Source organism: Bacillus sp. AR13-1 (assembly GCF_008042285.1).
Taxonomy (GTDB): Bacteria; Bacillota; Bacilli; order Bacillales; family Bacillaceae_G; genus Bacillus_A; species Bacillus_A mycoides.
Genome location: NZ_QNUA01000003.1, coordinates 1 through 13,509, shown reverse-complemented (window position 1 = coordinate 13,509; position 13,509 = coordinate 1). Strand labels below are relative to the sequence as shown.

General features: G+C 37.8%; 20 protein-coding genes. All 20 read right to left on the bottom strand.

The annotated features are described in order from the left end of the window. Positions 1–4: 4 nt before the first annotated feature. Complete coding sequence (locus tag DN408_RS01120) at positions 5–661, bottom strand: Gp15 family bacteriophage protein (RefSeq protein WP_078178388.1); 657 nt, start codon at positions 659–661, stop codon at positions 5–7. Further along, positions 661–1,062 carry a hypothetical protein gene (locus DN408_RS01115; RefSeq protein ID WP_078178387.1) on the bottom strand — a complete coding sequence of 134 codons (402 nt, stop codon included), beginning with the start codon at positions 1,060–1,062 and terminating at the stop codon, positions 661–663. Before DN408_RS01115 ends, DN408_RS01120 begins: the two co-directional genes overlap by 1 nt. A gap of 79 nt (positions 1,063–1,141) precedes the next feature. After that, positions 1,142–1,579: a phage tail tube protein gene (locus tag DN408_RS01110; protein ID WP_078178386.1), complete on the bottom strand. Its 438-nt coding sequence runs from the start codon at positions 1,577–1,579 to the stop codon at positions 1,142–1,144. Between the two features lie 4 nt (positions 1,580–1,583). Then, positions 1,584–2,003: a phage tail terminator protein gene (locus DN408_RS01105; protein ID WP_078178385.1), complete on the bottom strand. Its 420-nt coding sequence runs from the start codon at positions 2,001–2,003 to the stop codon at positions 1,584–1,586. A gap of 9 nt (positions 2,004–2,012) precedes the next feature. Then, positions 2,013–2,363 (bottom strand): minor capsid protein, encoded by a 351-nt coding sequence (locus DN408_RS01100; protein WP_078178384.1) that lies wholly within the window; start codon positions 2,361–2,363, stop codon positions 2,013–2,015. Beyond that, positions 2,360–2,695 carry a putative minor capsid protein gene (locus DN408_RS01095; RefSeq protein WP_078178383.1) on the bottom strand — a complete coding sequence of 112 codons (336 nt, stop codon included), beginning with the start codon at positions 2,693–2,695 and terminating at the stop codon, positions 2,360–2,362. Before DN408_RS01095 ends, DN408_RS01100 begins: the two co-directional genes overlap by 4 nt. Beyond that, positions 2,688–3,089, bottom strand: coding sequence for a head-tail connector protein (locus DN408_RS01090; protein WP_078178382.1), 402 nt, complete (start codon positions 3,087–3,089; stop codon positions 2,688–2,690). Before DN408_RS01090 ends, DN408_RS01095 begins: the two co-directional genes overlap by 8 nt. Before the next feature lie 8 nt (positions 3,090–3,097). Next, a complete protein-coding gene (locus DN408_RS01085; protein WP_078178381.1) occupies positions 3,098–3,337 on the bottom strand; it encodes a hypothetical protein in 240 nt (79 codons plus the stop codon). 56 nt (positions 3,338–3,393) lie between these two features. Beyond that, a complete protein-coding gene (locus DN408_RS01080) occupies positions 3,394–4,290 on the bottom strand; it encodes a capsid protein (protein ID WP_078178405.1) in 897 nt (298 codons plus the stop codon). A 65-nt stretch (positions 4,291–4,355) separates the two neighbouring features. Continuing rightward, positions 4,356–5,045, bottom strand: coding sequence for a hypothetical protein (locus DN408_RS01075; RefSeq protein WP_147739920.1), 690 nt, complete (start codon positions 5,043–5,045; stop codon positions 4,356–4,358). 114 nt (positions 5,046–5,159) lie between these two features. Next, positions 5,160–5,468 carry a hypothetical protein gene (locus DN408_RS01070; protein WP_078178379.1) on the bottom strand — a complete coding sequence of 103 codons (309 nt, stop codon included), beginning with the start codon at positions 5,466–5,468 and terminating at the stop codon, positions 5,160–5,162. 1 nt (position 5,469) lies between these two features. Further along, complete coding sequence (locus tag DN408_RS01065) at positions 5,470–7,122, bottom strand: phage minor capsid protein (RefSeq protein ID WP_078178378.1); 1,653 nt, start codon at positions 7,120–7,122, stop codon at positions 5,470–5,472. Then, complete coding sequence (locus tag DN408_RS01060) at positions 7,122–8,624, bottom strand: phage portal protein (protein ID WP_078178377.1); 1,503 nt, start codon at positions 8,622–8,624, stop codon at positions 7,122–7,124. Before DN408_RS01060 ends, DN408_RS01065 begins: the two co-directional genes overlap by 1 nt. A 12-nt stretch (positions 8,625–8,636) precedes the next feature. Next, positions 8,637–9,914 carry a PBSX family phage terminase large subunit gene (locus DN408_RS01055; protein ID WP_078178376.1) on the bottom strand — a complete coding sequence of 426 codons (1,278 nt, stop codon included), beginning with the start codon at positions 9,912–9,914 and terminating at the stop codon, positions 8,637–8,639. Then, positions 9,895–10,632, bottom strand: coding sequence for a hypothetical protein (locus DN408_RS01050; RefSeq protein ID WP_078178375.1), 738 nt, complete (start codon positions 10,630–10,632; stop codon positions 9,895–9,897). Before DN408_RS01050 ends, DN408_RS01055 begins: the two co-directional genes overlap by 20 nt. Before the next feature lie 50 nt (positions 10,633–10,682). Further along, entirely contained in the window at positions 10,683–10,913 is a 231-nt protein-coding gene (locus DN408_RS01045; protein ID WP_078178374.1) for a hypothetical protein, read from the bottom strand. Positions 10,914–10,969: 56 nt separating this feature from the next. Then, entirely contained in the window at positions 10,970–11,542 is a 573-nt protein-coding gene (locus DN408_RS01040) for a recombinase family protein (RefSeq protein WP_078178373.1), read from the bottom strand. 153 nt (positions 11,543–11,695) lie between these two features. Continuing rightward, on the bottom strand, positions 11,696–11,902 hold the full coding sequence (locus tag DN408_RS01035; RefSeq protein WP_078178372.1) for a hypothetical protein: 207 nt from the start codon (positions 11,900–11,902) through the stop codon (positions 11,696–11,698). Positions 11,903–12,014: 112 nt separating this feature from the next. Further along, a complete protein-coding gene (locus DN408_RS01030; RefSeq protein WP_078178371.1) occupies positions 12,015–12,266 on the bottom strand; it encodes an Acb2/Tad1 domain-containing protein in 252 nt (83 codons plus the stop codon). Positions 12,267–12,349: 83 nt separating this feature from the next. Beyond that, a complete protein-coding gene (locus tag DN408_RS01025) occupies positions 12,350–12,550 on the bottom strand; it encodes a hypothetical protein (RefSeq protein ID WP_078178370.1) in 201 nt (66 codons plus the stop codon). Positions 12,551–13,509 lie beyond the last annotated feature (959 nt).

Here is a 13,509-nt window from a genome sequence, read left to right as displayed (position 1 = left end):
TATTTCACCTACCTTCGATCATGGCCTTTTTTGCTTCCATGCTCTTCTGGAATTCAATGAATTCACGTTGTTCTCTAATCTCTTTTGCTTTTGGAAGCTCATACAACTCTTTCATTTTCTTGATACGCTTTCTTTCGTCGGCGTTATGTTTATCTTTTTGCGGCATTTCACAAGTGCGATAATGAAGTGCTTGACCCATTGGAGACTTTTCAGAAAGGTTACGGAAGAGAGCTAGAAACTTGTTCCACTGCATTTTTCCTTGTTGCTCGATTAGATCAATGTTGTAGTCAAATAAAAAAGATGAAAAAATCCGTTCCGCATCTACCTTGAAATCAGTGATAGGCGGTTCCCGTAATTTTTCATCTTCTCCATTTTTATTTTCCTCTCCATCTTTTTTCATCGACTCTTCTAAGTCGACATTTAATCTATGTTTCAAAACATCCATGAATAGAATTGATTTCTGTTCCATGTCTAGCTGCTTTAAAAGCTCTCTTTCGACGACTAGCATGTGCAACGCGATATCTATTCTTGCATATTCATTTACCTCTTCGTCAGATAGCAGATCTAACAGCAAAATGACATTGTCGAACGCCAAGTTTAGTTCTAACCGAACGCCTTTCCATGTATAGAAGTCATTTTCGCGTTCTGTTAATGTAAACATTATTTCTTCACGTTACTTAGATATTTATCGCGAGCATTATCGGCTTTCTTTTTCTCTTCATCAATGTAAAGTTCGTTTAGATAATGAACAAGTGACATTAGGTTCGTTGATGATTTACCGGCTTTTTCATATAAATCTTCGAAAGATCCTGCTCCTAAGAATGTTTCGACAATCGCTTTCACGACTTCTTTTTGTTTTTCTGCTGTTTCTTCAATAACTTCATCTGTAGCAGCATCAAAATCAACGATACTATCCGTAACAACTTTGATTTCTTTATCGAATCGTTTGAATGCCTTTTGATATTTCGTTAAAGCTGCATCATCAAAATCAACTCGGTATAATTTACCTGCTACATCCACTTCTTTATATGTCTTTTCGAATTCAAATTTAAATTTTGACATTCAATACACTCTCCATTTTTTATATTTTTGTAAATTCGTATTTTAAGAGAAAAAGAGCCGCATCAAGCGACTCCATTTATTAGGTTGTTGTTTTTTTCGTGAATGTTGGCAAACCATCAAAACTAATCGTGAACTCAATTTCACCTTTAGCATTAGCATCTCCACCTGGAGCTTTAATTTCTGATAGTGTTGCTTTACCTTTCCACTTATCTCCATTAGGTTCAGTTACTTGGAAGTCGATTTTACGATCTGGACCGACTTTGTGAAGCTTACTGAAAATGAAGTCTTGTGCAGGATCCCCGTAGAAACGGTGACCTTCAAAACCGTAACTCATCATAAAACCTGTTACGTCACGTTCAGCAGAACCGCCGCCATCGAAATAATACGTTTCTTCTGTTTCTTCGTTGTTATCCGGATCGACAGACGTAATACCTTTAGCGATAGCTTCCATTTTTTCCGCGCCTGTAGCGGCTGTGTTAATCTCGAATTTGTAACCATGATTTAATAAAAATGCCATGATTTTATCCTCCCTTTTCTAGTTCTGTTGTAAAAAGTGCGGTATATATCCACTCGTTAGCTGCTGTCTTCTCAACAAAATTAGGCTCCACATACACATTCAATCGTCTTAGTGTATAGGAGCCATCTATAGCGTTAAAAGAACGTCTATGAACGTTATTTAATTCACGTGCAATTGCTTCTGTAGTGTTATTAACCTCTAATTGATTATCACTCTTCACAAGCACTTGAAACTGCTTATTGATAATCTCACCCTCGAAATACTGTTCACCCGGAGCTGATGGAATCATACGAACAGCAATACTCTTTTTCGGTTTATTGTTTGTCCCTATATCCAACATGTCAGCTTTAACCGGAGTAAATATTATTGACGGCGATAAATTTCTAGCTAAATGATTTTTGATAGAATCAATCAACCATTTCATATGAATCACCTACAAATTATCTTTAGTTGTTTTTTCAACTAATTCAACCCAATTATCTAATTTAGCAGCTTTTGCTGCTTCATACCAAAGACCCTGAGCATTAGGATTGACGTCTGTAGAAAAGTTATATTGTGGATTGTAATACAACCGCCTTGCGTATGGAGTATTCCATTCCACATGCCCTTCTCCAGGTCTGCTAAATCTAACGCCGGAACGCTCTAACTCAGCTGTATCTTTAGGGATATAGTAATTACTATCCTTCAGCACTTGCTGATCCAGGGCGAATTGTGCTTTATCAGTAGCAGCGAAAACTTTTTCCTCAATTAAATCAGTGTCTACGTTAATGTTAACTTTGATCATTCGAACATCACCTCGACATGATGTAAAGAACTGCGGTCATAAAATTCAGCTGCTTTTTTAACAATCATTTCTTTACCGTTGAAAATTACCTTAGACTTCTCCTTGAATACAACCGGAGTGGAATGTACAGAGTCATGAAATAGCAGAGTATTAGTAACAAGACTCTCGCCGTTTCCATTAGATACGACAGTATTTTTAGGTTCAACTCTTACTCTTTCAATCGTTACAGCAGGTTCGTAATTATCACTACCACTCCAAGTATCATCCTCACCCTTATACTCAAAATACTCAATTGTATGGATTAATAATGAGCGTCTAATTGGTTTAGCCATGTACACACACGCCCGCGTAAAGTAAGCCAGTATGCTTTAAGTAATCAACAACAGTAATCGCATAACGGTCATAATGACTTGGCGCATCTGTTGCTCCTGCACTCATACCATTCTCTGAATAAGCTCCAACAGAAAATCCTCCGCCACCTTCACTTACAGTTGCAGAAGTCTCTCCGTTAATCGCTAAAAACTCAACTTGAGCAGCAGTAGCTTTTTTCACTTGGTCACGAATAAAAGGAGCAACTTTATCAAAGTCAACTCCTTGTAATTTGTAACCTATGATACTATCAATCTGCTCACTAGCTCTTTTAATCATTCTTCTTAATAACACTTCGTCAGAAACCGGAGTCCCTTCGTAATCGTTATTGTAGTAATCTACATCAATATATGGCATGCGATCACCTACTTAGCAGCAGACTTTTTCGGTGCTTTTAAATCAGCTAATTCTGCCTCTAACGCATCGATTTTATCAAGTGCTTGATTGTACTCTTGTACCGAAATGTTACGGCCGCCAGTAGCACGTTTCAGAATCTTACCTTCGTCGTTAATTTGGTCGAAACCATCATTCAGATAGCTAGTCAAGAAGTCTTTATCAATGTTTAATACTTTGTTTAATCGTTTTACTTTTACCGTGTTACTCATGTAACCACCATTCCTTTCTTATATAAAAGAGAAAAAGAGAGCTATGAAAGCCTCTCTTATGCAGAAGTAATATTGAATTTAACACCGTCTACTTTAGCGCCTAAGATAAATACATCCCAGTATTTGCGCTCGTAGTAGAAGTATTTGCCGCCAGTTGTAGCAGATGGTTGATCCAAGCTAACGAATTCATATTGCTGTGGAGCAACCATAGCTAGTGGGTGAATTAAGACCATGTTGATTTGTTTTGCAGTTGCATCAGGTACAGCGCCATTTGTAAAGTTGTACGCAGTTTTCATACGTGTAGACGGTACAGGGATGATAGTTACATCATCTAAAGAGTATACGCCGCGGTTAACAGCTTTTTCGCCAGTTCCGCCAACCTCTAAATTGCGTTGTAAATCTTTAGCTGCTTTTACAATCTTTTTAACAGCAGGTGTAATGTAGAGTAGACGACCTGTTTGCGGAACTTCAGCTTCGTCCATTTCTAACATCATTTGGTCAAATACTTCTAAGAAACTTTCAGGAGTAAGAACTGTTGTATCAGCTGTTTTACCTGCTCCAGTGTATTCCGCATATAATTTAGAAGCCATATACTTGTCATGTTCAGGAACTGCTTCCTCATCGTTGAATACACGAGTGATATTCGCAATTGTTACAGCCATATTTGTTTCATCAACGTCAACTGGATCTACTAATGTACGGAATTCACGGTCATGACCTAGTGTTTTTGGCTCGAAAGAGTTATCAACGCGACGAGTGTAGTTACCTGCTGCATCACGGTTAACGTCTGTGTAGCCTCCAACTTTAATGCGTGGAATTTGGATTGTTTTAGCTCCAGTCCATTTGACAACAGCGTTGTTCGGCGTGTTGTATAATGCAGCGAAAGATAGACCTTGAGAAAACTTTTGAACTAATACCTCTTGATATTGTGTTGCATAGTTTAATGTAGCCATTAATAAATCACTCTTTTCTTTTTTTATTTTTTGCAAAACAAAAAGCCACCTATAAAGATGACTCGTTACTTCTTAATACCGAATGCAGCAGCCCATTTTTCAGATTCAGTCATCGATTGTTGTTGATGTTGGCCACTAGAGAATGTTGGTTTCGGTTTACCTGGATCTGCTGGCGGTTCTTCCACTACACCTTTAAAATGTGGAAACTCTTCCACTACCAATTCAATAGCCTTTGTAATGTCTACATCATCACTAACCTTTGTCTTTGCTAGAGTAATAACTGCATTTAAGTTCTTTTCTTCTGTGATACCAGACTTAATTGCAGCGTTCTCAGCTTTCAAAGCAAAAATAGTATTCTCACTTTCTTTTGCTTGAGTTTGATACGTTGTAAGCTGCTCGTTCATTTTCTCTTGCTCTGTTTTTTGAGAGTCTTGATATTCCCGAAACTTCGCAAGCCCTTCTTTCGCGCTGTTAAAATCATCAACGCCTAACTGCTTCAACAATTTTTCCTGTGCTTTTTTTGCTTCTTTTGCTGCAATATTGTTCACATCTTCTTGGGAAAATGCCTTAGAAGGTTCTTGTGTTGCTGTTGGTTCCGGATTTTCAACAGTATCACCTTCTTGTTGTAACGGTGCAGTTGGTGGGGTGGTTCCTTCTCCGCCATCTCCATCCTCAGCGAAGAATTGCAAATCTAATCGTAATGATCCTTCAAGTTTAAAAGGTCCTTGATAACCTGTTTCTTTCTGTAACGCCATATATATCCTTCCTTTCGGATTAAATACTTGTCCTTTCGTTTTGTTTATAGCGTCGACTACGAATAAACCGACAAAATAAAACGCACTTACTATTTTTACTTAGTAAGTGCGTTTTTAAATAACTTCTTCTGCTTCTTTAATTTGTTCTTCCATTTCTGCATCTGGATGTTTCAAGTGTAGTTCTTTCAGGAACCATATAAAAGAATCTGTTTTAAATCGATAAGCTATATCCTCAAATAGTTCACTCAAAAAATATAGTTCTTTGGTTGATCTTTCTTCGAGGAATTTCTCTGTTTCACTTTGATCTTTAGAAAGAATTTGAGGCATCTCTTCCCACCATTCATCAAGCGGGCTCATCCCAGCACCGTGGTCAGCTATTTCGATTCGATTAGAAAGGATTTCTTTAGATCTGGACCAATCCATATCATCCACCTCCTAACAATCTTTGTATTCCATCAGGGAATATAGTAGTTACTGAGTGTCTCTTTTTATCATACACAATAGCAACTGTAACACCATTATAATTAGCATACTTTCTTATAATGTATGGAGTCTCTTCAAGAAGATATTTATTTTTATCTTGCAGATTAGCAACATATACCGCTGCCTCATTGATGTCTTGATCAGTCCATGATTCAGGAAACCATGATTGTTCTTTTCCTGTTTTCTTTGGCTTCTCTTTATGGCTAGGGATATTTCCTAGTCTTACACCATTAGGCAGTACCTCAACTATATTGTACTCAATTACATGGTCCTTTAATAGTTCAATATTAGATTGACCATGCCCTCCACCTCTCATGTTGCCGATCTTTTCTTTTTTCGGATTTTTAGGATTAGTAAAATCTCCCACGCCAGAATGCTTTAATGTAGACGGTGGAATCTTAACTTCTTTATTCACATTTCCTAAACCATTATTAAAATTGTTCAATTGTTCTTTTTCATTATTGCTTAATGGTTCTATTTGTTCTCGATTCTGCTGACGTTTACGACCTGTTTCTTTGATGAACTCTCTCATAGCTGCTTGGTGTTGTGATACCTTGGTTTTCGCTGCTTTCACGCCTTCTGTATCGCCTAACGCTTCCATAACCTTTACTTCTCTTTTCGCTTTTCTAATCTGACGTTCTAACGCTCGCTGCTGTTGGCTTTGCTTGTAAATCCTGCGATTCTCTTCTATATCCTCATGTGGGAAATACCTTTGAGTAGATAACCCCTCAATGTATGGATAACGAATATGTGAGCAATTTATACCGAATAGCCCATCAGGTTCACCATAGCTTGTACTACTTAAAGGCTTGTACTTAGGATGTTTGCCACTCAAACTGTAAATCTTACCTTGATCTTCAAAGCATTTCGGTCGTGCTCCTGGGTAACTGGATACTTCGCATAGGTCTACTTTGTACTCCCGCATTCTTTCGTCTTGCATACCATTAGCTACGTTTTGGCTTGTAGACCGAGCGCACATACTAACGTATCCTTCTACTCCCCATCTTCTCCCCGCTTTATCAATCAGAGCAGGGATTCCTCGCTGCGACCACTCAGAAACGGTCTGTCTTAATGCCTGTTGTGGCGTTATGACACCGCCCAGTAGTTTACCTACCGTCTTATTTAAAACATCTAGATAAACCTGTTGTGACTGCTTCAACATGGTTGTATTTACAAGGTTCAGCGTATCTAATGCCTGTTGCTCATAAGCGTTAAGAGTGCCGATTAGAGCGGCGCTCGTATGCATCGCAGGAGCAGAAACTAAACTACCTGCTTGTACTGCTTGCTGATATAACGGCTCGTGTTGTTCTATCGCAGTAAAACCAGCACCTTCTAGCATCTTCCGCACTTCTTCAGCCGTTTTACCGCTATGACGGGAGATTGTATTCATTTGTTGTTGATTCAACTTACCCAACTTATTTAGCTGAACTATGCGCCAATGTTGGTATTCTGTAAAATCCTCAGCAGTTAATAGCAATTCCCTATCGTACTTGAGAATTCTGGCCATATTTAAAAGCAACTCTTCTTCGATTGCATTGTAGATATCCACTACAAATATAGAGAGTTGCTGTAACTTCTCAGGAGGGAGTGCCATTACCCTTCATCTCCTGAACTATTATTCTGTTGTTTATTGTTCATGCCGAAGAAATCTACTCCTTCAGGCATAACCATCTTATTCTCATTTTGAATTTCTTCTACAATTTTCTTCGCTTCTTCTTCAGAAACACCATGTATCTTCATGATTGCTAACTTTTTAGTTGTTAAGCCATTCATAACAAGCGTAACTTGCTTATTAATCTCTGCTGTCTGATCTTCTGCAATAGAGTCGTCAAAAGTAACAGTGACTTCGTATTTATCAGTACTATCAAATTCATCATATAAAGCAGCAATTTCAATAATAATATCGACTAAATCCCGAATGCCATCCTCAATAACTGTTTCGTGTGACTGCTTCGTCCTGAACGTCTTGGAGTTTTCACTAACAACTTCTGTTGCTGTTTTAACTCCTTGCCCATCAAAGCTAAATGTTCCAGCAGAAAGCCCAACTTGAGAGGACAGATAGTTTAATAAAGCGTTAATAGCAGCTGCATGTTCTTCTACACGTAACTCAACTGATATATCCTGTATTTTATCCATGTTATCGCCTAACTGAAATGCTTGATACACTTCATCATTCGCATCGAAATAGCGTAACATCGAACCGGTTAAAGGGTCTGCAATAGTCTTAATCGCCATATCTGGAACAATAATACGTTTCTTTCCTAAGACGAACTCACGTTGAAAACTATCGAACGCTATATCAAGTGACTTAAGTGTCCCTAAAGCGTTAGCATAAATAGAAATACCAAGAGGTGAACTCATATCGAAGTTGTTAGCTGTATTCGGTTTGAAGTATACAAACATTGGTTTAGATAAGTTTTCAATTCGCACTTCTTCTTCTAAATCAGGATACAGAGTCGGCAAGGACACTTTTACACCTAAATCACCTTGATTCTTACTCTCATACAGTTCATTTTTGATAACATACTCGCTGCCTTCAACTAGATGCCACTCTAGCAAAGTGTACTTTTTATCACCTTTAGAAATTTCATTTACAAACACACCTTCAGTGATATGTTTGTTATCCCATGCTACAGGGATGAAGCAATCAGCTGTGACATATGAAAGCTTAATTCCATTGTCCCAATACACTTTAATGACCATTCCACCTAAAGCGAAGTTATATTCTAGATACCTTTGAAACTCTTTAATGAAGTTATTTTCATCAAGAACACTCTTAATATCATCGGATAACGTTTTATCTGAGATGTTAATAGAACATTTTTCATTGAAAATAAGAGCAGCCATTTCCTGTGATATGACCTTCGCCATGTTAAGAGATGCCATTGTCCTGCTCTTTTGTCCATCGAGCGTATGGTACTTAACATTGTGCCATTCGTCATAGTGCCCACTGTATAAAGCCTTCCACATATCAATATGCTTATAAGATTCTTCATTTACAGGTATGTCTTTTTTGTCTGATATCTTCTTAATTCCTTTAATCAGTCCCAATTTATATAGCCACCCCCTTACTTTTGCAACGATGTTTCCAAACACGCTCTCACCGCCTTATTTTACGTATCGTTTATAGAAATAATTATTTGAGTATCTGCACTCATCTAAGGCGTGATTGTAGTTATCTATCGGTTCGCCATTATCTAAGCGCACATACATACCAATCTCTTTTAAGAAATTGTAATGATCGTATTCATCACATTCAACGAGCATAAATTGTTCATTAGTTATAGAGTTTTGAAGTCGTTCTATCCCAACTTCTTTCCCTTTACTTGAACCTTTTACGTCATGAGCGTTATTGTCAGCTGTTCTCGTTAGAATCCCTACCATATGCAACTCTTCTCTTAATGACTTACACGCAGGGTCAACAAACACTTCTGTATAGTGCATTTCAAATTTTTTAACGCACCATTCCATGAACTTCTTAATTTCTTTCGCATAAGTGGACATCGCTTTAACTTGCCCTGTATCTTTACCGCTATGATAGTAGTTAGCTACACGCAACAACCTAAATTTGTTTTCATAACGAACCACAATGTTACAACTACACGAAGTTGCATCTGATTGCCCACCGTCAGCAGTAAAGTACATTTCATATCTCTGACCACGAACAGCAGGAATGATGTTGTCTTTCATGCTAAACATGGAGTAAATAACACCCTGTGGCATCACTCGTTTGCCATACCAATCTCGTTCCAGTAAGTAAGGGTTCTTTGAAAGGATGTCATGTATTTCCTGCTTACGTATCTCAGTAATGATTGGATTATCTTGTATCGTCCAGTGAGTCCAACGAGTATTCTGTACATCGAATACTTCTGAAATAACTGGATGATGTGGAGCAGGTGGATTCAAGTCAGCCAAATGGTAACGATCTTGAGCAGCAAATGTACGACGAAAACACTCTTGAATCATTCCCATATTAAGCAGATTAATTTCACAAAACACTACACTACCCAGCGACATACCCGTTATAGCGCCGACACTGTTACTTTTTCCCCCGCCCTTATAATAGATTTTCTTAACTCCATTAGGCGTGTGTACTGAAAGGTGTGAGCCGTGCTCATCGTGCTTAATCTCAGCAAGATTACCAAAGATATGCTGCAACCCAGTGCCATCACCATCGATAAATAAACGATATGCTTGCTCCTGGTTGTATGCAGTAATTAAATGGTTTGTATCCCTTGTCCACGTCAAATAATCAGCATAGCGGAAATGCCCTGCTGTTGTCTTCCCCGATCTGGGGGTGCCTTCTAGTACATCAAAAGTGTAATTATACGGACGATAGATGACTTCTAATTGTTTAGGCGAAAACTTAATCGCTGTTTTGCTCATATTGTTTACGCCCCTCTATTAATGCATCGAGTAATGAAGTATCTTTCTTTTGACCTTTCAGCAGTTTAATTCTTTCTTCTATAAACTCTGTTTCTGCCCTCATTTTACTTAACTGTGCTTGCAACTTTTCACGCTCTAATTTTGATTTATCGATACGAGTTTCAATTTTGGAAATCATATCAAGTGCTTTGTTAATAGCATCTGTGTAAAAGTCATCTCTTAATGTATAGGAATAAGCACCGTCACCCGATACCGCCATACCTTTTAATCTGTGTTCCTTCTGATCTTGTATTAGTTTGGCTAACTTAAAACGAGCTACTTGTAACTCTTGTTCTTGCCCTTCTATATCCTGAGACAAATCAAATAGCACTCTATCTTCATCAGATAAGTGCTCATAAACGACAGTTGCATATAATCCATGCGTCATAGCGTTATGGTTCCCTTTTGGAGCGCCATGACCAACAGCATTCTTATTACCCCATTTAGGATTCTTATTACCCGAATTACCTACTGCATTTTGATTGCCAACGGGTGCACCTGTTTTCTTAGTTTGGGTGCATCCTTTTTCATCTTGTGGGTGCACCCCTTTTCGATTCCAACCATGCCTTTTTCTCCAGGACTTAATTGTATTAATACTGACCTCATATTTCTCAGCCAATTCTTTATACTTCATTCCTTGCATGTAATCTTCTTGAGCTAACTCGTGTTTTTGTTTCACTTCATATCACCCACCACCTTCTATATAATAGGAAGTAATTTGTCTAACTTTTATCCATCGGCTTTTAAAAACTCATCAATTGTTTTATCTAACACACTAATAAACGCCTCTCGCGTTTGCTTTGGCGTCATGTCATCGTTCATTTCGTTGTGCATTGATATAGCTTTTTCTAACTTCTGATCATCAATGCGTTGTTTTACTAACTCCACACCAATAACATTATTTATTAAATTGCCGATAACAACCATCTGTTCTTGTTTAGTTAGTTCAGTTAGTTTCATTTATCTAACTCCTCCTTACGCTAAATGCTTTATAAAATAAAAAAGCAGCGGATTCGCTACTTTAACTGTTTATTATTCGCTTCGTATTCCTTTATATAACGGTATAAAGTCGCTCTTGCTACATTAAACATCTCGCACACTTCCACTTTTGTTTTACCAGAAGCAAGCAGTTCCAACATACCTTGTATTTGTTGGGGAGTATGAGCTTTCTTTCTTCCCCCTTCTCTTCCTCTTGCTTTAGCAGCAGCTACACCACTAATAACGCGCTCATTAATTACTTCACGTTCCATTTCAGCCATAGCACCAAATATATGAAATAGGAATCTTCCCATTGTTGTAGATGTATCAATTCCATCTTTAATAGATACAAAGTGAATGCCTTTTTCATTAAACTCTTGAAGTAAATTAACAAGCTGGTGCATTGTTCTTCCTAGACGATCAAGTTTATATACAACTAAAGTATCGCCCTTTCGAAGTTTACTAAGAAGCAGTTGAAGTTCTTTTCTATCCTTCTTCGCACCACTTTCTTTTTCAGTTATGATTTCTTCACAACCGTATCGTTTCAACTCATCTAACTGCATATCCAAACTTTGCTTCTTTGTTGATACCCTTGCATAACCAAATATCATTCCCCATCACCCTCTATGTTTGATAGGTTAATTGTATCAATTCCCTGTATCAAATTCAATTGTTTTTGATACATAGTTTTGACACAAAGCAATCATTGATATTTGGTTGGTGACGAACGTGTCTCGCAATCAAATGTTTTTGAGACATCGCGCTTATTGAGAATGATACTTCAATCCTGCTAAAGTAGCTTCGATAAACATCTTCTCTTCTTCACCAACTTGAGTTAACAACTTATCAACTATACGTCTATCTGTGTTAGATAGCAGAAAAACAGCAATATTTGCGATACCACTAACATAAGCTGTCGCATCTTTACTTTCACCATTCATCTGCATGGAAAACGTAACGTTAGAGCTCATGATTCTTCACCTCTATTTCCGTTCGTTGTGTTCGTTTGTTTTGTTATCTTTCCTTTACAACAAACAAGACGCCCACCAGTTCACGGTAGCGCCTACGATAATTGCTATTGGTTTAATCATTATGTTTAATATTCTTACCTTCTACACCTTGCGCTTTACGTTTTGCTGTGCGTTCATCTAACCATTCTTTCGCTCGCTTTAAATGGTGCATTGCCATTGTGTTTTCATTACACGGAAATCCTCCATTTTGGAATCCTTGCAATCTATCATGTAATACTTGAATCACTTCTTCAATTTGAGCACCATTCACCCCATTCTCTTGAATTGGTCCTTCTTGAAATTTGATATTAATATATTCACTCATCATTTATCCTCCTGTTCAACTTCATGTTTAATGTGTAATTTCTATATAACAAAGAAAAAAGCACCCGTTATGGATGCTATATCTTATATCTCTTCTTCGATTACTTCTGTTGATATATAAGCGCAATCTCTAGTCCCTTTTAAATCCACTAAAAGCTCAGTAGCTTTAACCAATCCTGGTATTACTTTATCCGACTTTTTAGCAGTAAATAGATATTGCACCATTACTTCTGCATCTTGATTTGGAAACTCTTGTAGATGTTTTACTAACTCGTGTACCTTCATCTTTATCCCTCCTCTCCCACTCTATCTATTCGACAGAATAAAAGAATATCCTACAAAACAAAAAGCCATCACCGAAGTGACAGCTTTCAAGGGGATGGGAGAAAAGAGAGAAAACAAATGGCAATAAGTATCTCTTCATTTCAAGATTGAGGTGAGGTACTCTCAACCTTCTCCAAATCACCGCATCAATAGTATGGCTACACGCCCTGTGTCGGTGACTGGGAGAAGAACAAGAATGCTCTTTGTAACCTTTAGCTGATATCAACTGTTTCTCCTTGGACAATATAACTACCCTTATAAGATGTTTACCGCGGAGTTATCATTCTTATAAGCTCGAGTGATAATCGTATCGAACCAAGGAGAAACAGTTGAAACCATTTCTCGTTTATACTCCGTGGAGTCAATACGATTGTCCCGGACTTACCGCCGGCGATGGTTCTGGCATTTACACTCTACCTTTAAAGAGACACCACAAAATCCAATCATATTATTTTTATTACATTGCATCCCGTGACAGATGAAATATAAATATTGTCGAATACAAAGGGAATCAATCTTTATAATCTATAAGACGGTTATTACCTTTTTCCACCGCCTTGTTTGAACCAATACATAAGACTGAGGGGAATGTTCAGCTGTATTGGCTCAAACAAAGAGCGGAAGCTCTCTGCTCGTTTAATCGTTTAAGAAGAATCCAGCTTACGTTACATTAATAAAAATCGTGAGTAATTACTAATGTAATAGATAAGACTTTACTTCTTTGTAACATGCAGTTCATTCAATCGAACGAACCATCATTCCATCGGTAAAACGATCCATCTTTAACATAGAAATCAAGAAACCACATGACAGGGTGGTTTTACTACCTATGAGCCTACAAACGAAAGGCGGTACGTTTATACACTCAATGAGAAGTAAAATATAAATAATTTCGGGAAACTCTTATCCCCTCTAGCCTC

Bases quoted from the DNA above. Each gene is read 5' to 3' on its own strand.
- DN408_RS01120 (WP_078178388.1), bottom strand. From the start codon at position 661: ATGTTTACATTAACAGAACGCGAAAATGACTTCTATACATGGAAAGGC.
- DN408_RS01115 (WP_078178387.1), bottom strand. From the start codon at position 1,062: ATGTCAAAATTTAAATTTGAATTCGAAAAGACATATAAAGAAGTGGAT.
- DN408_RS01110 (WP_078178386.1), bottom strand. From the start codon at position 1,579: ATGGCATTTTTATTAAATCATGGTTACAAATTCGAGATTAACACAGCC.
- DN408_RS01105 (WP_078178385.1), bottom strand. From the start codon at position 2,003: ATGAAATGGTTGATTGATTCTATCAAAAATCATTTAGCTAGAAATTTA.
- DN408_RS01100 (WP_078178384.1), bottom strand. From the start codon at position 2,363: ATGATCAAAGTTAACATTAACGTAGACACTGATTTAATTGAGGAAAAA.
- DN408_RS01095 (WP_078178383.1), bottom strand. From the start codon at position 2,695: ATGGCTAAACCAATTAGACGCTCATTATTAATCCATACAATTGAGTAT.
- DN408_RS01090 (WP_078178382.1), bottom strand. From the start codon at position 3,089: ATGCCATATATTGATGTAGATTACTACAATAACGATTACGAAGGGACT.
- DN408_RS01085 (WP_078178381.1), bottom strand. From the start codon at position 3,337: ATGAGTAACACGGTAAAAGTAAAACGATTAAACAAAGTATTAAACATT.
- DN408_RS01080 (WP_078178405.1), bottom strand. From the start codon at position 4,290: ATGGCTACATTAAACTATGCAACACAATATCAAGAGGTATTAGTTCAA.
- DN408_RS01075 (WP_147739920.1), bottom strand. From the start codon at position 5,045: ATGGCGTTACAGAAAGAAACAGGTTATCAAGGACCTTTTAAACTTGAA.
- DN408_RS01070 (WP_078178379.1), bottom strand. From the start codon at position 5,468: ATGGATTGGTCCAGATCTAAAGAAATCCTTTCTAATCGAATCGAAATA.
- DN408_RS01065 (WP_078178378.1), bottom strand. From the start codon at position 7,122: ATGGCACTCCCTCCTGAGAAGTTACAGCAACTCTCTATATTTGTAGTG.
- DN408_RS01055 (WP_078178376.1), bottom strand. From the start codon at position 9,914: ATGAGCAAAACAGCGATTAAGTTTTCGCCTAAACAATTAGAAGTCATC.
- DN408_RS01045 (WP_078178374.1), bottom strand. From the start codon at position 10,913: ATGAAACTAACTGAACTAACTAAACAAGAACAGATGGTTGTTATCGGC.
- DN408_RS01040 (WP_078178373.1), bottom strand. From the start codon at position 11,542: ATGATATTTGGTTATGCAAGGGTATCAACAAAGAAGCAAAGTTTGGAT.
- DN408_RS01035 (WP_078178372.1), bottom strand. From the start codon at position 11,902: ATGAGCTCTAACGTTACGTTTTCCATGCAGATGAATGGTGAAAGTAAA.
- DN408_RS01030 (WP_078178371.1), bottom strand. From the start codon at position 12,266: ATGAGTGAATATATTAATATCAAATTTCAAGAAGGACCAATTCAAGAG.
- DN408_RS01025 (WP_078178370.1), bottom strand. From the start codon at position 12,550: ATGAAGGTACACGAGTTAGTAAAACATCTACAAGAGTTTCCAAATCAA.